This window comes from Neisseria sp. P0008.S010, from assembly GCF_051962715.1.
Lineage (GTDB): Bacteria > Pseudomonadota > Gammaproteobacteria > Burkholderiales > Neisseriaceae > Neisseria > Neisseria elongata.
Genome location: NZ_JBQCVA010000036.1, coordinates 1 through 22,314, shown reverse-complemented (window position 1 = coordinate 22,314; position 22,314 = coordinate 1). Strand labels below are relative to the sequence as shown.

Genomic DNA, 22,314 nt, shown 5'->3' with positions numbered 1-22,314 from the left:
AAACCTGTTGAAAGCGGCTAACAGGCTAAGTGCGCCTGTTGCCGCTTAAAATGTGGCCCGGATGCCTGATTATGGGGCGTCCGGGGAGGATTAAGGGGGTATTTGGGTAAAATCAGGAGCAATTAGGGGCGAAAACGGCCGAAAACCTGTTTTTTGGTTTCGGATGTCGGGGGAAGGGCTTTTTGCAAAGGTCTCGGCCTCTTTGTCAGGACTCCGGATTCTGCCTTATTCTCACTGCACCTGTTTGCTGCTCAGGCTTTTGGCAATTTTCACCAATTCGACAAACTCTTCCTGCAGGCCGAAGGGATCTTTGCCTTTGGCCTGTTTGGCCATTTGTTCGATGGCGTCCCAATCCAGCTTGCCGTTGTATTCGCCGCCACGCAGTGCTTGGGCGTAAGACGCGGCGGCCAGTGCGAGGCGGGTATCTTCATCGGCCTGGGCCAGCGGGATGCTGATGGCGGGAACGGCCTGCTCGATGAGTTTGCTCGTGCTTTGGCCGGGCAGTTTGTAACGCACTTTGACAAAGGCGTATTCGTTTTTGCTTCCCGATGCCGCCGGGGCTTTTTGGTAGCGCGAGTCGTTCAGCCAGCCTTGTTTGCCCTGCGGGATGATTTCGTAAATGGCGGTTACGCTGTGGCCGGAGCCGATGTCGCCCGCATCCACTTTGTCGTTGTTGAAGTCTTCGTTGCGCAGGGTACGGTTGGTGTAGCCGACCAGGCGGTATTCCTTAACCGTGGCGGGGTTGAATTCGACTTGGATTTTCACGTCTTGGGCCACGGTGGCGAGGGTGGAGGTCAGTTGGTGCTGCAGGACTTTTTTGGCTTCTTTTTCGTTGTCGATGTAGCTGTAATTGCCGTCGCCCGCATCGGCGATTTGCTCCATCATGTCTTCGTTGTAATTGCCCGTGCCGAAACCCAGCGTGGTGAGCGAGATGCCGCTTTTGCGTTTTTCGGCAACCATGGATTTGAGGGTTTCGGTGTCGGATACGCCGACGTTGAAGTCGCCGTCGGTAGCCAGCAGAATGCGGTTGATGCCGTTTTTAACATAGGCTTTTTGCGCCTGTTCATAAGCCATTTTCAGTGCGGATTCGCCCGCTGTCGCGCCGCCCGCCTGCAGTTTGTTGATGGCGCGCAGGATTTCGTCTTTATTGCGGCCCGAAGTCGGCGGCAGGACGAGTTCCTCGCCTGATGCGTAGGTAATCAGGGTAACTTTGTCTTGAGGACGCAACTGTTCGGTTAGGATGCGCAGGGTTTTTTTCACCAGGGGCAGTTTTTCGGGGCTGTTCATGCTGCCGGATATGTCCACTAAGAAGACCAGATTGGCGGGCGGCAGTTCCTTTTTCGCCAAGTCTTGCGCCTGTATGCCGATTTTGATGAGTTTGGCTTCGTGCTGCCACGGCGAATCGATGGTTTGGGTATGGATGGCGAAGGGGTGCCCGCCGGTCGGCAACGGGTAGTTGTACGGGAAGTAATTGACGATTTCCTCTATTCTGACCGTGTCTTTGGGCGGCAGTCTGCCGTTGTTTAAAAAGCGGCGTACGTTGGCATAGCTGCCGGTATCGACGTCGATGCTGAAGGTGGAAACGGGTTCTTGGGCAACGGCTTTTACGGGCTGGTCGGGCTGTTTTTGGTAGCGTTCGGTATCGGCGGCAGGCCGTATGCTTAGGGCTTCTTGTCTGAACGGACCAGTTTCGGCTGCATACTCGGCATGGCGCATGACCATCATTTTATTGGCAGCCTGCGGCATTATTCGCTCTTTTGTTCTTGCCGAGCCGGGTAGCTGTTGTTGCGGCGGGTTGTGCGTGCCGCAGGCAGTGAGGGCGAGTACGGCCGCCATCACGGCGGTTTTAAGCAGCGGGTGCGGTATGGTGCGGTTGGTTTTTCCGATGTCCATTGAATGTCCTTTCATGTCGGGTTTGCTGTTTGGACAGGCAGGTCAGCCGACGGGCTTTTTGCCGTTCCAGTTGTTGAAGGGGTTGTTTAATTCGGTTTCTATGGTTTCGTATGCGGCAGTATCTGTGATGCCGCTGTATTCACCGTCGAACAGGTCGTTCCAGATTTCCTGGCAGCGTTGGCGGATATCGGCCGGGTTTGTGCCGTCCAGCCAGTCGTCCGCGCAATCGCGCAGTGTTTCGTCCGACCAAAAGTTCAGGCCGTAGCGGAAGCTCTCTTTGATGCGGAGTTGGCGGGCGTGGAAGTATTCTTGAAACAGGGGCGGAGGTATCCGTTTACCCAGCGGCGCACGCTGTTGCGGTCGGCAAAGTTCAGGCTGCACAATTCGGTGTATTCACTGTCGCAGCCTTCGTAGCCGTATGCTTCGTAAATGGTTGAAATATCGAGAAAGAAACGAAGGTAGTTCGGGCTGATTTTATAGGTTTTCATGATGTTGCAGACCATAAAAGGCCGTCTGAAACATGGGTTTCAGACGGCCTGCCGTTTATTTCGGTTCGGGTATTTGGAAGGTTTGGCGCAGGTAGGCCAGGAAGGTATCGTTGTCGGTCATGGTTTTGCCCGGGCTGTCGGACAGCTTGGCGACGGACTGGCCGTTGCATTCCACCAGTTTCAAGACAATGTTCAGCGGCGTGTGGCCGAGGTCGTTGGTGAGGTTGGTGCCGATGCCGAAGCTGGTTTTGAAGCGGTCTTTGAAATATTGGTGCAACGCCCATGAACGTTCGATGTCGAGGCCGTCTGAAAAGGTAAGCATTTTGGTGCGGCTGTCGATTTTGAGTTTTTTGTAGTGGGCATAGGCTTTGTCGCCCCATTCGTAGGGATCGCCGCTGTCATGGCGCAGGCCGTCGAAGAGTTTGGCGAAGTAGAGGTCGAAATCGCGCAGGAAGGCGTCCATGCCCACTACGTCTGTCAGCGCGATGCCCAAGTCGCCGCGATATTCGTGTACCCAGGCTTCGAGTGCGGCCGTCTGAAAATTGCGCAGGCGCACGTCTAAGGCCTGGAATGCCTGCAAAAATTCGTGCGCCATCGTGCCGATGGGGGTCAGGCCGAGTTTTTTGGCCAGATAAACGTTGCTGGTGCCGCGAAAGATTTCGGGTGCGGCCTGGTGGAAGGTGCGGATGACGTGTTCCTGCCACTTAAGGTTGTAGCGGCGGCGGGTACCGAAGTCGGAAATGAGAAACGGCGGGTCTGCGGGATTTTGGCTGTCGGCGAAGGTTTTCAGGCGGGCCGCCTTTTCTTGCAGGCGGCGTTCGCCCTCGGCCAGCACTTCGGGCGTTTCCAAACGGCGGAAGTAGAGTTCGTTGACGATGGCCAAGATGTAAATTTCAAAGAACATGGCCTGTATCATCGGCCCTTCGACACGGATGTGCAGTCGGCCGGCCTCGTCGGCCGTTACCGTTACGAAGCGGCGTTTGAGCTGGAACAATTCAAGATAATCGACAAAATCGCTTTTGATGAAACGCAGGCCGCGCAGGTAGTCCAATTCGTCCTGCGTGAGTTTCAGGGTGCACAGCGCGTCGAGTTCGGCTTCCAAATCGCTTTTGATTTCCGCCAGCGGGTAAACGGTGTCCGCATTATTGCGGCAGCGGAATTCGTATACGCCGTGCGCCTGCGGAAATTGGTGCAGCACGACTTGCAGCATGGTGAATTTGTAAAGGTCGGTGTCGAGCAGGGAGTGGATGATGGGGGCGCGGGACACGGTTTTCTCCTTTTGCGTTGGATGAGGGCGCATTAAAACATGTTTGCGGTGAAATTACTAATAAACTGTCGGGCGGGTTGAATTGTCCGACGCGGCACGGCGTCGGTATGGTTTGCCGGCCTATATCGGAATTGCAAAATTATGAGAATGATAGCTATAATTATTTATTAAGAAGACAGCAATATCGTTGTCTATTTTTCCGTTTCGATTTTAAGGAGAAGAGTGATGAGCACCCGTACCGAACACGACACCATGGGCAATGTCGAAGTCCCGTCCGAAGCCTATTGGGGCGCGCAGACCCAGCGCAGCCGCAACAATTTCAAAATCGGCGGCGAAACCCTGCCGCAGCCGTTGATTTATGCTTTGGCGCTGGTGAAAAAAGCCGCCGCCGCGACCAATGTTTCCCTTGGCAGGATTAAGCCTGAACAGGCGGATTTGATTACGCAGGCGGCGGATGATGTGTTGAACGGCAAGCTTGATGGGCAGTTCCCATTGGTAGTGTGGCAGACCGGTTCCGGCACGCAGTCCAATATGAACATGAACGAAGTGCTGGCAAACCGCGCCAACGAAATCGCCGGTACGGGTTTGGCGGCATATCAGCCCGTCCATCCCAACGACCATGTGAACCACGCGCAATCGACCAACGACGCGTTCCCGACCGCCATCCACGTCGCCGCCGCGATTGAAATCAACCGCCACCTTATTCCGGCGGTAAAAGCCCTGCGCGACACCTTGGACAAAAAAGCCAAAGAATTTGCCCCCATCGTCAAAATCGGCCGCACCCATTTGCAGGACGCGACGCCACTGACTTTGGGACAAGAATTTTCCGGCTACGTTTCTCAGCTCGACCACGGCTTAGGCCGTCTGAACGACGCGCTTAAAGGTTTGTACGAACTCGCTTTGGGCGGCACGGCAGTCGGCACGGGTTTGAACAGCCATCCCGAATACGCCGAAAAAGCCGCCGCCAAACTCGCCGAACTGTCCGGCCTGCCGTTTGTCAGCGCGCCGAATAAATTTGAAGCCTTGGGCGGACGCGATGCCGCCGTTGCCGCTTCGGGCGCATTGAAAACGCTGGCGGCAAGCCTGAACAAAATCGCCAACGACATCCGCTGGCTGGCAAGCGGCCCGCGCTGCGGTTTGGGCGAAATCAAAATCCCCGAAAACGAGCCGGGTTCGTCCATCATGCCGGGCAAAGTCAACCCGACCCAATGCGAAGCGATGACCATGGTGTGCTGCCAAGTGTTCGGCAACGACGTCACCATCGGCATGGCGGGCGCGTCGGGCAATTTCGAGCTGAACGTCTATATGCCCGTTATCGCCTACAACCTCTTGCAATCCATCCGCCTCTTGGGCGACGCGTGCAACAGCTTCAACGAAAACTGCGCCGCCGGCATCGAACCCGTGCCGGAAAAAATCGACTATTTCCTGCACCATTCCCTGATGCTCGTTACTGCGCTGAACCGCAAAATCGGCTACGAAAACGCCGCCAAAGTCGCCAAAACCGCCTATAAAAACGACAAGTCGCTGCGCGAAACCGCTGTCGAATTGGGCTTGCTGACAGGCGAAGAGTTTAACGAACTGGTCGTCCCCGCCGATATGGTTCATCCACGCTGATTGGTAAGGGCAAACGAAAGGCCGTCTGAAAACCCAAACGGGTTTTTCAGACGGCCTTTTTCAAGCAGGCTTACTTGGCCGCCGAGGCGGTGGAAGCGGCTTCGGCTTTGGCTCCTTCTGCCGCGCCTTCACCCCAGATGGCGGGGTATTTGTAGCCGGCGAAGCGTTTGTGGGCATAGGCTTTGAACTCATCGGAATTATAGGCCTCGGTGATGTCTTTCACCCATTGGCTGTCTTTGTCGGCGGTTTTGACGGCAGACCAGTTCACATAGGCGAAGCTCGGTTCTTGGAACAGGGCTTCGGTCAGTTTCATGCCGCTGCTGGTGGCGTAGTTGCCGGTAACGATGGCGAAATCGACATCCTGACGGCTGCGCGGTAGTTGCGCGGCTTCCAGTTCGACGATTTTAATGTTTTTCGGGTTGGCGGCAATGTCGTTTTTCGATGCGGTTAGCGGATTGACGCCTTCTTTGAGTTTGATCCAGCCGACGTTGTCAAGCATCACCAGTGCGCGGGCGAAGTTAGAAGGGTCGTTCGGTGCGGAAACGCTGCTGCCTTCTTTGACTTCGTCCAATGATTTCAGTTTGCCCGGGTAAATGCCCAAAGGTGCGGTGGGCACTTGGAAGACTTCGGTCAGGTCGAGTTTATGTTCGGCTTTGAAGTTGTCCAGATAGGGTTTGTGCTGGAAGACGTTGATGTCCAGCTCGCCTTCGGACAGGGCGAGGTTGGGGCGGACGTAGTCGGTAAATTCAACCAGTTTGACGTTGTAGCCCTTTTTCGCCATGGCTGGTTGGATTTGGTCTTTCACCATGTCGCCGAAATCGCCGACGGTGGTGCCGATGACGATGTCTTTCTTCTCTGCGGAAACGGCGGGGGTGCCGGAAGCGGCCTGCGTGCCGGATGCTTTGTCGGAACCGCCTTGGCTTTGCCCGCCGCAGGCGGCCAGCGCGAGGGCGAGGGCGGACATTGAGAAGGTTTTGAAGAATAAGCTTTGTTGCATTTTTTGCTCCTTGATTGATGCGGGGTGGGAGGCCGTCTGAAAAAGGCAGATGCGTTTTCAGCCGGCCTGTATGGTTATTGGGAAAAGGCATGATTTTAAACGATTTGTCAGTCGGAGGAAACGAAATGGCAAGGCGCGGCCCGGTTTTACCGGATGCAGACGCTCGATTTGAATTTTCCGGCGTTTCACACGATAGGCCGGGCATCGTCATACTGCCGTTTCGGATTTTCAGACGGCCTCAAAACCAAGCGTGGGGAAGACGGGTTTATCCAAATCCGATGTCGAATCCTATGCTTTCAGACGGCCTTTTCGGCTTTTAACGTTTGTCTAATTTTCGCGCCAACGCGTTGCCGATGCTTTGAATTAGGATAACGAGCAGCACGAGGAGGGCGACGATGAAAATGATGACTTCGGTTTGGTAGCGGTAGTAGCCGTAGCGGATGGCGAGGTCGCCCAAGCCGCCGCCGCCTATCATGCCTGCCGCCGCGCTGTATGAGAGCAGACCGATGGCGAGGACGGTGATGCTGGAAACCATGCCCGCGCGCGCTTCGTTCAAGAGGACTTTGCGGACGATGGTAAGCGGCGATGCGCCCATGGCGGTGGCGGCTTCAATCACGCCTTTGGGGACTTCGCGCAGGTTTTGTTCCACCAGTCGGGCGAAGTAAAACAGGCCGGACACGCTCAATACCAGCGAGGCGGCAATCGGGCCGATGGTGCTGCCGACGATGGCGCGGGTGGCGGGTATCATGGCAATCATCAGGATGACGAAGGGGAAAGCACGCATCAGGTTGACTAAGTTGTCGAGCAGGAAATTTACCGGCTTGTTGTAATGCAACTGGCGGCTGGAAGTTACGAAAAGCAAGACGCCCAAGAGGGTGCCGAAGATGACGGCAATCGTGGTGGACAGCCCAACCATGACGAAGGTTTCGCCCAATGCGTGGACGATTTCGTCTTTCATACCGACGATGGTAGAAACGGCTTGTTCGAATGTTAAGTCTGCCATATCAGTCCTCCCGAATCAGTTCGCGCCCGATTTCGGATTGGGCGTGGATTTGGTTGCCGCGTACTTCGACGATTTCCACCACTTTTCCTTTATCCAAAAGGGCAGCGCGGTCACACAGGCGGCGGATGACGCTCATTTCGTGGGTTACGATGACGATGGTAACGTTGAAGCGTTTGTTGATGTCTTCCAAACATTCCAAGACGCTGCGCGTGGTGGCGGGGTCGAGGGCGGAAGTGGGTTCGTCGGCGAGGATGACTTGGGGTTTGGGTGCGAGCGCGCGGGCGATGCCGACGCGCTGTTTTTGTCCGCCGGAAAGCTGGGCGGGGTAGTGGTCGGCGCGTTCGGTCAAGCCGACGATTTCAAGACATTCTTTGACACGCTCTTTGATTTTTTCAGACGGCCATCCGGCAATTTCCAAAGGAAAGGCAACATTGTCGGCGACGGTGCGGTTGCTCAAAAGATTGAACTGCTGAAACACCATGCCGATATTCTGCCGCGCCTGACGCAATGCTGCGGCATCGAGCGCGGTCAGCTCTTGTCCGCACACATTGACCTTGCCGCTGTCGGGACGTTCCAACAGGTTAATCAGGCGCAACAGGGTGGATTTGCCCGCGCCGGAATAGCCCATCAGACCGAAGATTTCGCCGTCTTGGATTTCGAGGCTGGTCGGCTCGACGGCGGCAAAACGGGTTTTGTCGCGCGTTTGGTAATGTTTGGAAACGTTGTCCAGGATAATCATAATGTCATACTTGAATAAACGAAGCCCGATGTACACGACAACGGGCTTTAAAAAAACAGCTTAATAAAAACTCTGTAAGCTTTAGCTGTTGTATAGCGGAATCCGTGCAACGGCAACGATGCCGGCCTGCCGTGTCCGTACTGTTCGTACCGTTTTCGGCCTGCCGCCTGTTAATCGGTTGCGCGGGGATTCGGCTATAACGCCCGCAAGCTGTATCAAATCGGCGTGTCTGTCAATTTCGGTGATTAAACTGCAAGTTAGCGTAAATGTCAAATGCTTGTTTGCAGGTTGCCCGCCTTGTATGGGCGGTGTTTTGTACAGGCCGTCTGAAAAAGGGTTTCAGACGGCCTATCCGATACCCGGGCGGTTATTTCATGGCTTTAACCAATGAATCGACATTGTAACGGATCATGCCGGTGTAGGTGTTGGCCGGTGCGGTCTTGCTCAATGCGTCGGAGTACAGTTTGCCGCCGATGGTGCTGCCTGATTCTTTGGCAATGCGTTCGAGCATCCGGGAGTCTTTGATGTTTTCGGTAAACACGGCTTTGATGCCTTCTTGTTTGACCTGGCGGATGAGGGCGGCGACGTGTTTGGCCGACGGTTCCGCTTCGGTATTGATGCCTTGGGGCGCATAGAATTTAATGTTGTAGCGTTTGCCCATATAACCGAAGGCTTCATGGCCGGTCAGTACTTTGCGGCGGCCGGCCGGGATGCGGTCGAACTGCGTTTTGGCATAGGTATCGAGCTGTTGCAGTTCTTTGGTATAGCTTTGCAGACGCTGGCTGTAATAGGTTTTGTTTTGCGGGTCGGCCTTAATCAGGGCTTCGGCAACGTTGGCCGCGTATTTCGGCATCAGGGACGGGTCGCTCCAAACGTGCGGGTCGTAGCGGCCGTGATCGTGGTTGTGGCCGCCGTGGTCGTGATCATGGTCGTGGTCGTGATCGGCCGTCATGGCTTTGATACCGGCGGCGGCTTCGGCGTAATTGACTTTGCTTTGTTTGACGGCACGGGTCATTTCGCCCGATTCGAAGCCCAGCCCGTTGAGCAGCACCAGTTTGGCCGAACGGATTTTTTTGATGTCGCCGCTGGTGATGTTGTAAACGTGCGAATCTTGGTCGGGGCCGACGAGGTTGGTGACGGCCACTTTGTCGCCGCCGATCTGTTTGGCGACGTCGCCCAAAATGCTGAAGCTGCTGACGACGTTCAGCGGTTCGGCAGATACGCTGCCTGCCACCAAAAGAGCGCACAGGGACAGTTTCCAATGTTTCATTTCTAATCCTTTCTTAGTGGGCGGCGGAACGGCTCCGCCGTATTGTGGTTTGAACGGTGCTTCTTTATCCGTACGCAGGCCGTCTGAAAGGCTTGTCCGGATAGGTTGGATAAAACGGCTTTTTAGAATTGCCGGTGGCGGCTGCGGCGCAGCCATTTGGTCAGGAGGCCGCCCTCCCAACCGAAGATGACCGACAGTGTGTACCAGCCGCCACAAAACAGGATGATGGCCGGGCCGGACGGGATTTCGACGTGGTAGGAAAACAGCAGCCCCGCCAGCCCGCACAGCAGCGCGAAAATGACAGAAAGCAGCATCAGCATACCCATGTTGCGCACCCACAGGCGGGCGGTAATTGCCGGAATCATCATCAGGCCGACCGCCATCAGCGTACCCAAAGCCTGAAATCCGGCCACCAGGTTCATGACGACCAAGACGAGGAAAATCAGGTGCCACAGTCCGCCTTTGCCGTTTACCGCCCTTAAAAACAGGGGGTCTATGCTTTCCAGCAGCAGCGGACGGTAAATCACGGCCAGCGTGACAATCGTGGTGCTGGCGACGGAAGCGACCAAAGTCAGGGCGGGCAGGTCTACGGCCAAAATCGAGCCGAACAACAGGTGCAGCAGGTCGATATTGCTGCCGCCCATGCTGACCAGCAGCACGCCGATGGCCAGGCTGGTCAGGTAGAAGGCGGCAAAGTTGGCGTCTTCCTTCAAATCGGTAAAGCGGCTGACCAGGCCGGCCAGCAGGGCCATCACCATGCCGGCGACAAAACCGCCCGCACTCATGGCGGGCAGGCTGAGGCCGCCTATCATATAGCCGACGGCCGCGCCGGGCAGAACGGCATGGCCGAGCGCATCGCCGACCAGGCTCATGCGCCGCATCACGAGGAATACGCCCACGGGCGCGGCACTCAGTGCGAGGAATACCACGGAGGCCAAGGCGTAGCGCATAAAATCAAACTCGGCAAACGGTTCGATCAGCCATTCGTATAAGTTTATATCCATGTATTTTTGTTTTTTATTGATGCGGTTATGTTTCCGCCGAAACGGCCCGAAGCGTGGGAGGCCGTCTGAAAAAGGCTGTCAGGCAGCGCACCATTGCGCGTAATCGTGTTTTTGCATGGCGGCGTTGGCCTGTTGCAGAAAGCTGTCGGTCAGCACGTCTTCCGTTTTTCCGGCCGCGATTTTTTCCCGCGCGATGAGCAGGGTGTTCGGGAAATAGGCGCGCACTTGTTCGTAGTCGTGCAAAACGGCGATGACGGCGCGGCCTTCGTTGTTGCAGTGGCGGAGGACGTCCAAAAGGGCGTAAGTGGTTTTTGCGTCCACCGCGTTGAAAGGTTCGTCGAGCAGCAGGAATTTGGCATCCTGCGCCAGCATCCGCGCAAACAGTACGCGCTGGAACTGGCCGTTGGAGAGGTGGCCGATTTGCCGGTGGGCGAATTTCGCCATTTCAACCCGTTCGAGTGCCTGCATCACGCGTTTTTTTTGCGCCGCATTTACGCCGCCGAAAAAGCCGATTTCGTACCACAAACCCATGGCGGCCAATTCAAATACCGTCATCGGCTGGCTGCGGTCGATGTCGGCCTGCTGCGGCAGGTAGGCGATGTCGCGGCGGGCGATGCCCTGCCACGACACTTTGCCCGTATTGCATTTGAGCAGCCCCATCACGGCCTTGAGCAGGGTGGATTTTCCCGCGCCGTTGGGGCCGAAAATCGCCCACATAGAGGCATCGTCGAACTGCATGTCCACATGGTGCACCGCCGGTTTGCGCTGGTAGCTGACGGTCAGGTTTTCGATTGCGATCATGATGATGAGGTCGCCCAGAAATAAACGCCCCATACGACGGCCAAAGCCGTGGCGGCCAAAAGCAGCCGCCGGGGTAATCCGCTTAATAAAATATTCATTTTCTGCTGCCGGCCGTTTCAGACGGCCTCTGTGCCCAGCCGCGCGGCTGTAAATAAAGATTCGCATGATACTGTGTAACAGTTTCTTTGTAAATCCGAGCTGCGTATAATCCGCGGCTTTTTGGGAGCCTGCCGTGAGCGAACCGTATCTGAACGACAAACTGAATCTGGAAACCGCCCGCATTGCCTGGGCGGATTTGCAAGTCCATTTCGCGCGCGGTGCGGCGGTGTATGTCGCTCCCGAACTCGATTTGGTTGCCGTTGCCCGGCTGGTTGCCGACGACGACGGCCGTGAAATTTCCAAGCTGATGGCGGAAGGGAAGTTCGGCATGGTCAGTGAAGCACAGGCCGCCGCGTTTTGGGCGGAAAACCGTGAAATGTGGGCGGTGGTGGTGGCACCGTGGGTATTGGTTCAGCCGGCGGGGTAGGAAAACAGCCGGACAGCGGAAAGCCAATTTCAATAAAGTAAAAAACACTCGAAACAGCGTTTCAGACGGCCTTCTGCCCGTACCGCATCAGCGTCATGCCGCCGACCGCCGCCGCGCAGCCCGCGACCAGCGAAATATGCAAAGGTTCGCCCAAAACCCACGCCGAGCTGAGCATGCCGAAAATCGGCACGAGCGTAATATATGCCGCCGCACTGCCTGCACCCAAAGTCTTCACGCCTTCGAAATACCACGCGTAGGCCAATACCGTCGCGCCGATGACCAGCCATGCCAATGCCGTCCAACCGCGTGCATCCATCGCCGCCATTGCCTCAAACGGCAATCCGTCCGTCCACAACGCCACCACCGACAACATCAGCGCGCCGATGAACGACGTTGCCGCCGTTACCGTCAGCGCGTCTATCCCGCGCAAGACCGCGCGCCCGATTAAAGTATAAGCCGCCCAACAGACCACGCAGCCGAAAATCAGCCACTCCCCCGCCTTGATGCCGCCCGACAATACCGCCAACGGCTGCCCTTGCGTTACCGCCGTTATCGCACCACAAACCGCCAGCAGCATACCCGCCAAAATCTTCGCATTTAAACGTTCGCCGAAAAGCCAAGCCGCCAGCAGCAGCGTCAACACGGGATTCACCGCCACAACCACCGCCGCCTTGCCCGCCGGCATCGCCTGCAAACCCAGCATGAAAAACACCGCATAGCCGCACACCCCGACGGAAGCAGCCACCGTCAAGCCCAGCCATTGCCGCGCCGACAAAGCCGCTAAGGTTGCAAACCTGCTGCGCGCAAACAACCAGCCCAACAACAAAACCGAAGCCAGTACAAACCGAACCGCCCCGCCCGTCAGCGGCGGCAGCGACTGACCCAGCATCCGCCCCATCGGCCAAGACGCACCCCACAATACTGCCATCCCCAGCAGTTTCAAATGTACAGAATAACGTTCCATCTCATTCCTTTATCAACAAATGGCCGTCTGAAAACCGAAATTCAAGTTTTCAGACGGCCTTTCAGTGCAGCTGCTGCAAACAGATTACTTGGGCTGCCAAGAATCTTTCAGCGTGACCGTGCGGTTGAACACGGGTTGCCCGGGGCGGTGGTCTTTGCGGTCGGTGACGAAATAGCCCAGCCGCTCGAACTGCCAGCGGCTTTCGGCGGGCAGGTTTTTGGCTGCAGGTTCGGCGTAGGCGGTGATTTCTTTGACCGATTCGGGGTTGAGGAAATCGGTGAACGGCAGATATTCGCCGTCTTCGCCGCGCACGGCATCGGGGCGGGGTTCGGTGAACAGGCGGTCGTACAGGCGCACGGTGGCGGGCACGGCGTGTTCGGCGGAGAGCCAGTGGATAACGCCTTTTACTTTGCGGCCTTCGGGATTTTTGCCCAAGGTGTCGTAATCCAAGCTGCATTTGAGTTCGACGATATTGCCGGCGGCGTCTTTCACCACTTCGTCGCACTTCATCACATAGCTGTGGCGCAGGCGCACTTCGCCGCCGAGGGTCAGGCGTTTGAAGCCTTTGGGCGGGTTTTCGCTGAAATCGTCGGCTTCGATGTAGAGCGTGGACGAAATCGGCAGTTCGCGGCTGCCCATGTCTTCGCGGTTCGGATGATAGGGCGCGGTGCGGCTTTCGGCCAAGGCCGTCTGAAAATTGGTGAGCGTTACTTTGAGCGGATTGAGCACGGCCATCATGCGCGGGGCGGAGTTTTCCAACTCTTCGCGAATCGCGCCTTCCAACACGCTCATATCGACGATGTTTTCAGATTTGGAAATACCGGCACGTTTGGCAAACAGGCGCAGGCCTTCGGGCGTGTAGCCGCGGCGGCGCATACCGGAAATCGTCGGCATACGCGGATCGTCCCAGCCGGCAACGTGGCCGTCTGAAACCAGTTGGTTCAGCTTGCGTTTGGACGTAATGGAATATAAAAGCTCCAAACGGGAAAACTCGTATTGGCGCGGGCGGGTGGCGTGCGGCGCGGGGATGTTGTCCAACACCCAGTCGTACAGCGGACGGTGGGCTTCAAATTCGAGCGTACACAAGGAATGCGTGATGCCTTCGATGGCATCGGAAATGCAATGCGTGTAGTCGTACATCGGGTAGATGCACCATTTGTCGCCGGTATTGTGGTGATGGGCGCGGCGGATGCGGTAGATAACGGGGTCGCGCATATTGATGTTGCCTGCCGCCATGTCGATTTTCAGGCGCAGGGTTTTGCTGCCGTCGGGGAATTCGCCGTTTTTCATGCGCGTGAACAGGTCGAGGTTTTCTTCGACACTGCGGTCGCGGTAAGGGCTGTTTTTACCCGCTTCGGTCAGCGTGCCGCGGTATTCGCGCATTTCTTCGGGCGTCAAATCATCGACATACGCTTTGCCGTCTTTGATTAAACCGACGGCGTAGTCGTAAAGCTGGTCGAAATAGTTGGAAGCGAAACGCGGCTCGCCCGCCCAATGGAAACCGAGCCACTCGACATCTTCTTTAATGGCGTTGACGTATTCGTCGTTTTCTTTTTCGGGGTTGGTATCGTCGAAACGCAGGTTGCACAAGCCGTCGTAAATATACGCCAAACCGAAGTTCAGGCAGATGGATTTGGCGTGGCCGATGTGTAGGTAGCCGTTGGGCTCGGGCGGGAAACGGGTTTGGATGGCATTGTGTTTGCCGCTTTTGAGGTCTTCTTCGATGAGGGTGCGGATGAAATGGTTGTCCGCAAATTGGTCTTTGTTGAGCATGTTTTTTCTCGAGGGTAATGTTTTCAGACGGCCTAAAAACAGGGAATGAATTTTCCGGCGATTGTACCTGAAAGCGCAGCGGCTTCACAGCGGGGGAGAAGCGGCGATATGGGGCGGAATGGGGATGGGGCCGTCTGAAAAACGGCTTTCAGACGGCCTTCAATATCAATTTATGAATCGGAAGGGTGGTTTTCCGTTTGCGCCTGTCCGGATGTTTTGCGGTCGATAAAATGAACCAGTTGATTGCAGGTCCAAACGAAGGCGATGACGGTTAGAAGCGATACGGGGTCGATCATAAGCAGCCATATGGTGCCGAGAAAGGACCAGCGCAGCGAGGCCCAGAAAGCCTGGAGGGCGGATTTGTCCAAGGAGAGCAGGCGTGGGCGGGAAGCGGTGCCGACGATGGCGGCAATCAGTGCTCCGGCAAAGAAAAGGGGCAGGCCTATCCATAAAAAGCCGGAACCGTGTCGGTTGAAGCGGGGATCGGCGGGGTCGGTGTAGGCATCCGAGCCGTTTGCCATCATGATAAACAGCAGCCAGAATCCGGCTGCCGCCCACAGGCTGCCCGCGAGCGTGGCCGGACGGATGCGGCGGGGAAACAGGAGGTAGGGCAGGCTTGCCGAGGCAAACATGGCCAAGCCTGCTCCAAATGCCCAGCCGAAATGTTCGGGGATGACATGGCTGCGCCATGCCGCTGCGGCGGGGATGACGGCCAGGCTGCCGATGAGGGACAGGTTGGCAAAACGGGCTTCGTCGATATGCGGTGTTTTCATGTCCGGCGTTTTTAAAAACGTTCGTCTTTCCCCAGATAACGCCATTTGCCCGGCGGCAGCGCGCCGAGTTTTACCTGCCCCATGCGGATGCGTTTCAGGCCGGTAACGCGCAAGCCGACGAGTTCGCACATGCGGCGGATTTGGCGTTTTTTGCCTTGTTTGAGGATGAAGCGCAGTTGGTCTTCGTTTTGCCATTCAACTTTGGCGGGACGCAGTTTTTCGCCGTCCAGGCTCAGGCCGTGGTTGAGCAGGCGCAGGCCTTCTTCGCTCAGGCGGCCTTTGACGCGCACCAGGTATTCTTTTTCGATGCCGCTGTCGCCGCCGATGAGTTGTTTGGCGATGCGGCCGTCTTGGGTGAGTACCAGCAGGCCGACGGAGTCGATGTCGAGCCGGCCGGCGGGAGCCAGGCCTTTTTTGTGGCCGTCGCGGTAGGGGATGCGGCTGGTGTCGCCGTCCCAGCGGTTTTCGGCGGTGATGAGTTCGACGGCGGCGCGGTAGTCTTTTTCGGGCTGGCCGCTGACGTAGCCGACGGGTTTGTTGAGCAGGACGGTTACGCGCTGTGCCTGTGTTTCGTGAGCCTGCTTGGCCAGTTCGATGCGGTCGGAAGGCGTGACTTTTTGGCCGAGTACGGCGGTTTGGCCGTTCACTTTGACCCAGCCTTGTTCGATATAGCCGTCGGCTTCGCGGCGGGAGCAGAGTTTGAGTTCGGCCATGCGTTTGGACAGGCGGACGGGTTCTTGCGGGTTCATTAAGACTTCCTTAATGGTTGAGCCCCCGCCCTTGGGGGGGCGGCGGAATCGGAATGAATGTGTAGCGGGCGGCACAGGGTGTTGTGCTTTGTGTGTTGAAACGTCGCGTTTTTTGTTTTTCAGACGGCCTTTGTTCAGCGGTTGCTGCCCGCCACCATGTCGAGCAGGAACAGGCGGCAGTCGAGATTGCCGTTGTAGAGTGGGATTTTGCGTTTCGGGTTCAGGCGCATCAGTTTGGGCATGTCGCGGTCGCCGGTAAACATACCGATGGTCCAGCCTGCGTAGTGCTGCTTCAGCCAGCCGCCCAGTTGGGGGTAGAGTGCGTGCAGGGCTTGGATTTCGGCTAGGCGTTCGCCGTAGGGCGGGTTGGACAGCATGATGCCGCCTTGGCCGTTCGGCCGTGCGTCTTGCGCGTCGCGGTCGGTGATGTCGATGAAGCCGTCCACTTCGGCGAAGCGGGCGTTTTGCCGTGCGGCGCAGGTCATGGCGCGGTCGTTGTCGGATGCGGCGATGTTTTCAGACGGCCTGTTTCGGGCGGCTTCCCGTGCCTGTTGTTTGATGCGCTGCCACAGGGCGGGGTCGTGTTTTTGCAGTTTTTCAAAGCCGAAACGCCGCATGATGCCGGGTGCGCGGTTCAGGGAGATGAGCGCGGCTTCGATGGCGATAGTGCCGCTGCCGCAGAAGGGGTCTTGGAAGGGTTGGCTGCCGTCGTATCCGGCCAGCAGCAGGAGGCCGGCGGCCAGGTTTTCGCGCAGCGGGGCCTCGCCGGTATCTTGGCGGTAGCCGCGTTTGAACAGGGCTTCGCCCGATGTGTCGATGAAGATTTGGACGGTTTTGTCGTCGAGGAAGGCGTGTATGCGGATGTCGGGTCGTTGTTTGTCTACGGACGAGCGTTCCCCGAAGCTGTCGCGCTGGCTGTCGCATACCGCGTCTTTGATTTTCAGGCCGACGAAGGCGGGGTTTTTGATGCGGGCGCGTTTGCTTTCCACATGAACTTTGATGCTGTCCGCTGGGGTGAACCAGTCTTGCCAGCGGATGTTGCGCGCGGGTTTGTAGATGTCGTGTTCGGTGCGGTAGGGGGCTTTGGTCAGGCGCAGCAGGACGCGGCCGGCGGTGCGGCTGTGCAGGTTGGCGCGGTAAACTTGTTCGATGCCGCCGGTGCAGGCGATGCCGCCGTCGGTAGGTGCGAGGTCGGTGCAGCCTTGGGCGGCAAGTTCGGCGTGCAGGACGCTTTCTAGCCCGCGCGGGCAGGTAACGAATAGGGAGTAGGTGGTCATGGTGTTTGAGGGCCGTCTGAAAGGCATGGATTATAGCGGAACGGGGAAAGGCCGTCTGAAATGGTTTTCGGCTCCGTTTTCAGACGGCCTTTGTTGCGGATGCGGATGTTTCGGTTTGAAGGGTCTGTTTTCTGCCGCAGGGCGGGTTTCAGACGGCCTTACATGCCTTCCATGAGTACGGTGTCGATGCAGTCGCACAGGGCGTGCACCAGTACGATGTGGTTTTCCTGGATGCGGGCGGTGCGCGGGTGGGGGACGTTGAGCAGGATGTCGTTGTCTTTGAGCATGGCGGCGATTTTCCCGCCGTCGCGGCCGGTGAAGGCGAGGATGCGCATGTCGCGTTCGTGGGCGGCTTTAATCGCTTCGATGACGTTGCCGGAATTGCCGGAGGTGGAGATGCCCAGCAGGACGTCGCCGGGGCGGCCGAGTGCGCGGACTTGTTTGCTGAAGATGTATTCGAAGCCGTAGTCGTTGCCGATGGCGGTGAGGGCGGAGGTGTCGGTGGTGAGGGCGATTGCGGCCAGTTCCATGCGTTCTTTTTCGAAACGGCCGGTCAGTTCGGCGGCGAAGTGTTGCGCGTCGGCCGCCGAGCCACCGTTGCCGCAGACGAGGATTTTGCCGTCGTTCATCAGGCATTCGATCAGCATCATGGCGGCTTCGGCCGTCGGTTCGGCCAGCACTTCGACGGTTTGCCGTTTGGCGGCGATGCTTTCTTCGAAATGGGCGCGTACGCGTTCTTGAAGGGTGGTCATAATTTTTATCCTGTGATGTTTTGCAGCCAGACGGGGGGATTCCCGCCTTCGATTAAGACGGCGTCCAAACGGCAGTCCGTACGCCCTTTGCGGTGCTGTTGCAGGTAGTATTCCGCGCTTTTTTGCAGTTTGGCCAGTTTGGACGGTGTGATGCTGTATGCCGTGCCGCCGAAGGCCGCGCTGCGGCGGTATTTGACTTCGACAAACAGCAGGGTGCCGCTTTGTTCGGCAATCAGGTCGATTTCCCCGAACGGGCAGTGCCAGTTGCGGGCGATGATGCGGCAGCCTTGCTTTTCCAGAAAATGTGCGGCGGTATCTTCCGCCGCCTGTCCGCTCGGGTGGTTCAGGCGCATGGGGTTTCCGTGGTCGGGGCGGGCGGTTTGCCGCAGGTGCGGCGGATAATACGGGGATACTCTGCCGATGTAAATACAAGCGTTTGCAGGGCGGTTTTGTTAGAATGCGGCTTTTACAGGTTTGCAGGCCGTCTGAAAATGCGTTTGGACTCCGTTGAAGCCCCGCTTTCAGACGGCCTCTTTTGAAATTTGCGACAGGCAACGCCCATGATAGAGAAATTTTTGAACAAAGCCGCAGGCAGTTTGCAGCCCGCCTTATATGTGGTGGCCACGCCCATCGGCAATTTGGCCGACATCACGCTGCGCGCGTTGGCCGTGCTGAGGCGTGCCGATTTGGTTTGCGCCGAGGATACGCGCGTTACCGCCCAGCTGCTTGCCGCCTACGGCATTCAGGCGAAACTGATGAGTGTGCGCGAACACAACGAGCAGCAGATGGCCGACAAGGTGGTGGCCGCGCTTTCAGACGGCCTGATTGTGGCGCAGGTGTCGGATGCGGGCACGCCTGCGGTGTGCGACCCGGGCGCGCGGCTGGCGGCGCGGGTGCGCGGGGCGGGGTTCAATGTCGTGCCCGTGGTTGGCGCGAGTGCGGTGATGGCGGCTTTGAGCGGGGCGGGTGTGTCCGAGTCGGATTTTTATTTCAACGGTTTCCTGCCGCCGAAATCGGGCGAACGGCGCAAGCTGTTCGAACGGTGGTCGGAAGCGGACTATCCGGTGGTGATGTTTGAAACGCCGCACCGTATCGGGGCGGCTCTGGCCGATATGGCGGCCGTGTTCCCGCAGAGGCGGCTGACGCTGGCGCGCGAGCTGACGAAAACGTTTGAAACCTTTTTGTGCGGCACGGTAAGCGATATTCAGACGGCCTTGGCGGAAGACGGCAATCAGGCGCGCGGCGAAATGGTGTTGATTCTGCATCCGGCGGTGCGGGAGAAAAACGCCGGTTTGTCGGAAGAGGCGTTGCGCGTGATGAAGATTCTGTCCGCCCAGCTGCCCACCAAACAGGCCGCCGCGCTGGCTGCCGAAATCTGCGGCGAGAACAAAAAATCGCTTTACGATGCGGCGTTGGCGTGGAAATGACGCGCATCGGCCCGATTTTGCGGCGGATAGGCCGTCTGAAAAGTCGGATTCCCCGTCCGAATCGCAAAACGCAGGCTTTCAGACGGCCTGCGTTTTTCGTTTGACGGGGAAATTCAATGATGGTGGTGATGATCGTGCCCGCTTTCCATCCCGCCTCCGGGTTTCCCTTTTATCAGCGTAACGACGAACTCGCTCGTTTCGGCCGCTTTGCCGGAAATAAAGTCCGCGCCGTCAAACCGCATCACGTCTCCCGGTTTCAATTCGTGTTTCTCGCCGTCGTTCAATTCGAAAACCACGCGCCCCTTGCTCATGGTCAATAAAACATCGTGCCCCGGATGGTTGTGCCGTTTCATTTCACTGCCGGCAGCCAGTTTTTTGCGGACCACGACATAATCGGGCGCATCGAAAACCTTGCCTTCGCCGGAAGCGATTTCGGCGGCGGATGCCGATGCTGCAGCAGCGGCAAGCAGCAGGGCGGTCAGATATTTGGGTGTTTTCATTGCCTTTCCTTTCGCTATGGATGATCGGTTTAAAATATTAACATATTTGATTTTTGTTCTCAAAATTCTATCCGGAGTAGTCATCAAGGCCGTCTGAAAAGGCCGAGCCCGGCTTTCAGACGGCCTTTTTGCGGTATTTTTCCTTGTCTGCAAAGCAAAAAAGGGCGGAGGCTATTGCTAAGCGGGGGATAACCCGCTAGCATTGCACGACTGCGAAAACAAAAAACTAATATGGTGAATTATGCCGAGTGCAATCATTGTTGAAGATGAAGTTTTGGCGGCCGAGCGGCTGCGTGTTTTGCTTGAAGAATGCAATGTCGTGTTGCTGAAAGTGTTCCATCATGCCAAAGCGGCTTTGGAATGGCTGAGCGTGCACGAAGTCGATATCGTTTTTACCGACATCAATATGCCGGAAATCAACGGCTTGGAGTTTGTCGAACGGATCAAACGGATTGCCAAGAAACAGCCGCATGTGATTTTTACCACGGCTTACGAAGAGCACGCCTTGCGCGCCTTCGAGCTGGCTGCGGAGGATTACCTGCTCAAGCCGATTAAAATCGTCCGCCTGCAGGCCGCACTCGCCCGCGTTCAGGACAACATTGAAGAAAGTGCCGACGAATTCAAAAACTTCCAAGTGTTCACCCGCGAGCGCATGTTGGAAATACCCTGGCAGCAGGCGCGCTACCTGCAGGCCGACCAGAAAACCGTGTTTTTGATTACCGGTGACGGTGCGAAATACGAACTGCCGAAAACGCTGGTGTACTGGGAAGAATTGCTGGGTGAGAAAGTCATCCGCGTCCACCGCAACGCGCTGGTGATGCGCCATACGCTGGACAGCCTGATCCGCCTCGACGGCGACGATGACGACAGTAACGCCAGCTGGGGCGCGAAAGTGTTGGATGTGGAGGAAGTCCTGCCCGTCAGCCGCCGCCAGCTTTCCGCCATCCGCCGCATCTTGCGCGAAGGGGCGTAATATCCGATACCGAAACCCTGCCGTTTAAGCGGCAGGGTTGTTTTATGCGTGCAGCGTTATGCTGTTTGAGGTTTCAGACGGCCTCCAACCGGAATATCCTGATGAACAAACACATCAATGACTTGCTGTTTCACCCGTTTACCCCGCTCAAAGGAAGTATCAAAAAACTGAAAAAGCGTACCCATGCCGCCGTGCTCAAAAACGGCGAAGTTGTGTGCGGAAGAATCCGGCATTGGAGTTCGCTCAGTAATTGCGATTTCGTTTTTGACCGTGAAGGCAATATCCTGATTGCCGACTACCATATCCGCAACCGGAAATCCGCCGCCGAGCGGAATTTATTCCGCTATGACGGCAAAAACCGCCTGCTTGAATCTTGGCGGATTATGCGGAGCTGCCAGTTTGAGCGAAATCTGTATTTTTACAGTGAGGCAGGTTTGCTGCGGGAAATGCAGGTTTATGAGGGCATAATCGCAGAAAATTCTACGGATTATGCCGGTTGGCTGCATTTTCTGCCCGACGGTCTATTGGCGGATAAAGGCGGAGAGGTCGCCGATATCGAACGCCTGAACCTGAAACACCGCCATACCGTTTACTACGAATATGACGGAATCGGACGGCTTATCCGGGAAACAGAAGCCTCCGAAAGTGTTGAGGGGGTCAAGACTTACAGTTATGACGGCGAAAGCGGCAGGATAAAGGAATACTATTTTTACGAAAACGGCATACGGATCGAACAATGGCTATATACCCATACCCCACAGGGGTGGTTGCAGGAGTGTGTTTACCGACACAAAGATTATGCGCTGCCGAGCACGGAATATTACGAATACGATGATGAAGGCAACGAAACCGCATTTCTGAGTAACGGCGAGTTGTGCCGGAGCACCCGTTATGAAAACGGCAGGCCGGCTGAAGAAATCATCTATGATTTACATGACGGAGGCAAACCGAAAAACCGCACGCTGTGGCCGGCCGCAAATGAAAGGCACTGTTATACTTGGCATGAAAAAAGCTGGCTGCTTGAATCGATTGATTACACCAATGCGCGGGGAAACACCCTGAAATCGCAATTTTTCCAGAGCGACGGAACGCCGAACGGCACAAGTGAATGTACCTATACAGCGCAAGAGATGCTTGAAAGCGTATGTTCGATAAATGCATCGGGAAAGGTTACTTCCCGTATGCAGTGGCATTACGGCTATGATGCGCGCGGCAACCTCGTCCGCTATTATTGTTCGGAAAACGGCCGTCTTGATTCCTACGACATCAAAACGCTGGAAATCGAATATTTCGACGCTGAAGAGACCCTTGAATTCGGATTTCAAGTGCAACACCCGGGCATTAGCGGTTGGAACAGATTCAAAAATAAAACACTTGGCGTTTCGTAGCCAAGTGTTTTTCTCGGCCGGTGGTTCAACTCATCTTGAACCCTGCGTATCTCCCGATTGCTGATGTTTCGGAAATCGGTTTGTTTGGGGAAATATTGTCGGATGAGTCCGTTGGTGTTCTCATTCAGCCCTTTTT

At 56.5% G+C, this 22,314-nt stretch carries 23 protein-coding genes; 5 read left to right on the top strand and 18 right to left on the bottom strand.

The genetic code is table 11. The annotated features are described in order from the left end of the window. Positions 1–231: 231 nt before the first annotated feature. The 3 genes from ACTHSL_RS09215 to pncB all read right to left on the bottom strand — a co-directional run bounded on the left by ACTHSL_RS09215 (position 232) and on the right by pncB (position 3,648). A complete protein-coding gene (locus ACTHSL_RS09215; protein WP_440381171.1) occupies positions 232–1,893 on the bottom strand; it encodes a vWA domain-containing protein in 1,662 nt (553 codons plus the stop codon). A gap of 42 nt (positions 1,894–1,935) precedes the next feature. Continuing rightward, positions 1,936–2,274 (bottom strand): hypothetical protein, encoded by a 339-nt coding sequence (locus ACTHSL_RS09210; protein WP_440381170.1) that lies wholly within the window; start codon positions 2,272–2,274, stop codon positions 1,936–1,938. Positions 2,275–2,436: 162 nt separating this feature from the next. Then, complete coding sequence (gene pncB / locus ACTHSL_RS09205; RefSeq protein WP_440381169.1) at positions 2,437–3,648, bottom strand: nicotinate phosphoribosyltransferase; 1,212 nt, start codon at positions 3,646–3,648, stop codon at positions 2,437–2,439. A gap of 225 nt (positions 3,649–3,873) precedes the next feature. On the opposite strand from pncB, the gene fumC reads away from it, so the two are divergent. After that, positions 3,874–5,262: a class II fumarate hydratase gene (fumC, locus tag ACTHSL_RS09200; protein WP_440381168.1), complete on the top strand. Its 1,389-nt coding sequence runs from the start codon at positions 3,874–3,876 to the stop codon at positions 5,260–5,262. Positions 5,263–5,332: 70 nt separating this feature from the next. Here the strand turns inward: fumC and ACTHSL_RS09195 are convergent, their stop codons facing one another. The 6 genes from ACTHSL_RS09195 to ACTHSL_RS09170 all read right to left on the bottom strand — a co-directional run bounded on the left by ACTHSL_RS09195 (position 5,333) and on the right by ACTHSL_RS09170 (position 11,079). Beyond that, positions 5,333–6,259, bottom strand: a complete 927-nt coding sequence (locus ACTHSL_RS09195; protein ID WP_440381167.1) for a MetQ/NlpA family ABC transporter substrate-binding protein — start codon at positions 6,257–6,259, stop codon at positions 5,333–5,335. Positions 6,260–6,575: 316 nt separating this feature from the next. Then, positions 6,576–7,262, bottom strand: coding sequence for a methionine ABC transporter permease (locus ACTHSL_RS09190; RefSeq protein WP_440381166.1), 687 nt, complete (start codon positions 7,260–7,262; stop codon positions 6,576–6,578). A 1-nt stretch (position 7,263) separates the two neighbouring features. Continuing rightward, positions 7,264–8,001, bottom strand: a complete 738-nt coding sequence (locus ACTHSL_RS09185; protein ID WP_049254510.1) for a methionine ABC transporter ATP-binding protein — start codon at positions 7,999–8,001, stop codon at positions 7,264–7,266. A 367-nt stretch (positions 8,002–8,368) separates the two neighbouring features. Beyond that, positions 8,369–9,271, bottom strand: a complete 903-nt coding sequence (locus ACTHSL_RS09180) for a metal ABC transporter solute-binding protein, Zn/Mn family (protein ID WP_440381165.1) — start codon at positions 9,269–9,271, stop codon at positions 8,369–8,371. A gap of 122 nt (positions 9,272–9,393) precedes the next feature. After that, positions 9,394–10,275: a metal ABC transporter permease gene (locus ACTHSL_RS09175; RefSeq protein ID WP_370446622.1), complete on the bottom strand. Its 882-nt coding sequence runs from the start codon at positions 10,273–10,275 to the stop codon at positions 9,394–9,396. 78 nt (positions 10,276–10,353) lie between these two features. Continuing rightward, positions 10,354–11,079: a metal ABC transporter ATP-binding protein gene (locus ACTHSL_RS09170; RefSeq protein WP_440381172.1), complete on the bottom strand. Its 726-nt coding sequence runs from the start codon at positions 11,077–11,079 to the stop codon at positions 10,354–10,356. A gap of 229 nt (positions 11,080–11,308) precedes the next feature. Between ACTHSL_RS09170 and ACTHSL_RS09165 the strand changes: the two genes are divergently transcribed. Continuing rightward, positions 11,309–11,602: a DUF2288 domain-containing protein gene (locus ACTHSL_RS09165; RefSeq protein ID WP_107885510.1), complete on the top strand. Its 294-nt coding sequence runs from the start codon at positions 11,309–11,311 to the stop codon at positions 11,600–11,602. A 61-nt stretch (positions 11,603–11,663) separates the two neighbouring features. On the opposite strand, the gene ACTHSL_RS09160 is transcribed toward ACTHSL_RS09165, so the two are convergent. From ACTHSL_RS09160 to ACTHSL_RS09130, 7 genes are all read right to left on the bottom strand, one after another. Beyond that, complete coding sequence (locus tag ACTHSL_RS09160; protein WP_440381164.1) at positions 11,664–12,566, bottom strand: DMT family transporter; 903 nt, start codon at positions 12,564–12,566, stop codon at positions 11,664–11,666. An 84-nt stretch (positions 12,567–12,650) separates the two neighbouring features. Further along, positions 12,651–14,339 (bottom strand): glutamine--tRNA ligase/YqeY domain fusion protein, encoded by a 1,689-nt coding sequence (locus ACTHSL_RS09155; RefSeq protein ID WP_440381163.1) that lies wholly within the window; start codon positions 14,337–14,339, stop codon positions 12,651–12,653. 170 nt (positions 14,340–14,509) lie between these two features. After that, the gene (locus ACTHSL_RS09150) at positions 14,510–15,112 is read right to left on the bottom strand and encodes a hypothetical protein (RefSeq protein ID WP_440381162.1); all 603 of its coding nucleotides are present in this window, start codon (positions 15,110–15,112) and stop codon (positions 14,510–14,512) included. A gap of 11 nt (positions 15,113–15,123) precedes the next feature. Beyond that, positions 15,124–15,861: a pseudouridine synthase gene (locus ACTHSL_RS09145; protein ID WP_440381161.1), complete on the bottom strand. Its 738-nt coding sequence runs from the start codon at positions 15,859–15,861 to the stop codon at positions 15,124–15,126. A gap of 134 nt (positions 15,862–15,995) precedes the next feature. Beyond that, a complete protein-coding gene (locus ACTHSL_RS09140) occupies positions 15,996–17,138 on the bottom strand; it encodes a THUMP domain-containing class I SAM-dependent RNA methyltransferase (RefSeq protein WP_440381160.1) in 1,143 nt (380 codons plus the stop codon). A gap of 158 nt (positions 17,139–17,296) precedes the next feature. After that, the gene (locus ACTHSL_RS09135) at positions 17,297–17,890 is read right to left on the bottom strand and encodes a phosphoheptose isomerase (protein WP_440381159.1); all 594 of its coding nucleotides are present in this window, start codon (positions 17,888–17,890) and stop codon (positions 17,297–17,299) included. Between the two features lie 5 nt (positions 17,891–17,895). Continuing rightward, on the bottom strand, positions 17,896–18,243 hold the full coding sequence (locus ACTHSL_RS09130) for a YraN family protein (protein ID WP_003773543.1): 348 nt from the start codon (positions 18,241–18,243) through the stop codon (positions 17,896–17,898). 207 nt (positions 18,244–18,450) lie between these two features. Between ACTHSL_RS09130 and rsmI the strand changes: the two genes are divergently transcribed. Continuing rightward, positions 18,451–19,317 carry a 16S rRNA (cytidine(1402)-2'-O)-methyltransferase gene (gene rsmI / locus ACTHSL_RS09125; protein WP_440381158.1) on the top strand — a complete coding sequence of 289 codons (867 nt, stop codon included), beginning with the start codon at positions 18,451–18,453 and terminating at the stop codon, positions 19,315–19,317. Between the two features lie 113 nt (positions 19,318–19,430). On the opposite strand, the gene ACTHSL_RS09120 is transcribed toward rsmI, so the two are convergent. After that, positions 19,431–19,817 carry a cupin domain-containing protein gene (locus ACTHSL_RS09120; protein WP_440381157.1) on the bottom strand — a complete coding sequence of 129 codons (387 nt, stop codon included), beginning with the start codon at positions 19,815–19,817 and terminating at the stop codon, positions 19,431–19,433. Between the two features lie 241 nt (positions 19,818–20,058). Between ACTHSL_RS09120 and ACTHSL_RS09115 the strand changes: the two genes are divergently transcribed. Both ACTHSL_RS09115 and ACTHSL_RS09110 read left to right on the top strand, forming a co-directional pair. Next, complete coding sequence (locus ACTHSL_RS09115) at positions 20,059–20,790, top strand: LytR/AlgR family response regulator transcription factor (protein ID WP_107971441.1); 732 nt, start codon at positions 20,059–20,061, stop codon at positions 20,788–20,790. Positions 20,791–20,891: 101 nt separating this feature from the next. Next, positions 20,892–22,178, top strand: a complete 1,287-nt coding sequence (locus ACTHSL_RS09110; RefSeq protein ID WP_440381156.1) for a hypothetical protein — start codon at positions 20,892–20,894, stop codon at positions 22,176–22,178. On the opposite strand, the gene ACTHSL_RS09105 is transcribed toward ACTHSL_RS09110, so the two are convergent. Then, the coding region (locus tag ACTHSL_RS09105; protein ID WP_440381155.1) for a transposase at positions 22,112–22,314 on the bottom strand (203 nt) is incomplete at its 5' end. The genes ACTHSL_RS09110 and ACTHSL_RS09105 overlap by 67 nt on opposite strands.

What these genes read in the sequence shown, in the direction of transcription:
- ACTHSL_RS09215 (WP_440381171.1), bottom strand. Translation starts at nt 1,893, where the DNA reads ATGGACATCGGAAAAACCAACCGCACCATACCGCACCCGCTGCTTAAA.
- fumC (WP_440381168.1), top strand. Translation starts at nt 3,874, where the DNA reads ATGAGCACCCGTACCGAACACGACACCATGGGCAATGTCGAAGTCCCG.
- ACTHSL_RS09195 (WP_440381167.1), bottom strand. Translation starts at nt 6,259, where the DNA reads ATGCAACAAAGCTTATTCTTCAAAACCTTCTCAATGTCCGCCCTCGCC.
- ACTHSL_RS09190 (WP_440381166.1), bottom strand. Translation starts at nt 7,262, where the DNA reads ATGGCAGACTTAACATTCGAACAAGCCGTTTCTACCATCGTCGGTATG.
- ACTHSL_RS09185 (WP_049254510.1), bottom strand. Translation starts at nt 8,001, where the DNA reads ATGATTATCCTGGACAACGTTTCCAAACATTACCAAACGCGCGACAAA.
- ACTHSL_RS09180 (WP_440381165.1), bottom strand. Translation starts at nt 9,271, where the DNA reads ATGAAACATTGGAAACTGTCCCTGTGCGCTCTTTTGGTGGCAGGCAGC.
- ACTHSL_RS09175 (WP_370446622.1), bottom strand. Translation starts at nt 10,275, where the DNA reads ATGGATATAAACTTATACGAATGGCTGATCGAACCGTTTGCCGAGTTT.
- ACTHSL_RS09160 (WP_440381164.1), bottom strand. Translation starts at nt 12,566, where the DNA reads ATGGAACGTTATTCTGTACATTTGAAACTGCTGGGGATGGCAGTATTG.
- ACTHSL_RS09155 (WP_440381163.1), bottom strand. Translation starts at nt 14,339, where the DNA reads ATGCTCAACAAAGACCAATTTGCGGACAACCATTTCATCCGCACCCTC.
- ACTHSL_RS09150 (WP_440381162.1), bottom strand. Translation starts at nt 15,112, where the DNA reads ATGAAAACACCGCATATCGACGAAGCCCGTTTTGCCAACCTGTCCCTC.
- ACTHSL_RS09145 (WP_440381161.1), bottom strand. Translation starts at nt 15,861, where the DNA reads ATGAACCCGCAAGAACCCGTCCGCCTGTCCAAACGCATGGCCGAACTC.
- ACTHSL_RS09140 (WP_440381160.1), bottom strand. Translation starts at nt 17,138, where the DNA reads ATGACCACCTACTCCCTATTCGTTACCTGCCCGCGCGGGCTAGAAAGC.
- ACTHSL_RS09135 (WP_440381159.1), bottom strand. Translation starts at nt 17,890, where the DNA reads ATGACCACCCTTCAAGAACGCGTACGCGCCCATTTCGAAGAAAGCATC.
- ACTHSL_RS09130 (WP_003773543.1), bottom strand. Translation starts at nt 18,243, where the DNA reads ATGCGCCTGAACCACCCGAGCGGACAGGCGGCGGAAGATACCGCCGCA.
- rsmI (WP_440381158.1), top strand. Translation starts at nt 18,451, where the DNA reads ATGATAGAGAAATTTTTGAACAAAGCCGCAGGCAGTTTGCAGCCCGCC.
- ACTHSL_RS09120 (WP_440381157.1), bottom strand. Translation starts at nt 19,817, where the DNA reads ATGAAAACACCCAAATATCTGACCGCCCTGCTGCTTGCCGCTGCTGCA.
- ACTHSL_RS09115 (WP_107971441.1), top strand. Translation starts at nt 20,059, where the DNA reads ATGCCGAGTGCAATCATTGTTGAAGATGAAGTTTTGGCGGCCGAGCGG.
- ACTHSL_RS09110 (WP_440381156.1), top strand. Translation starts at nt 20,892, where the DNA reads ATGAACAAACACATCAATGACTTGCTGTTTCACCCGTTTACCCCGCTC.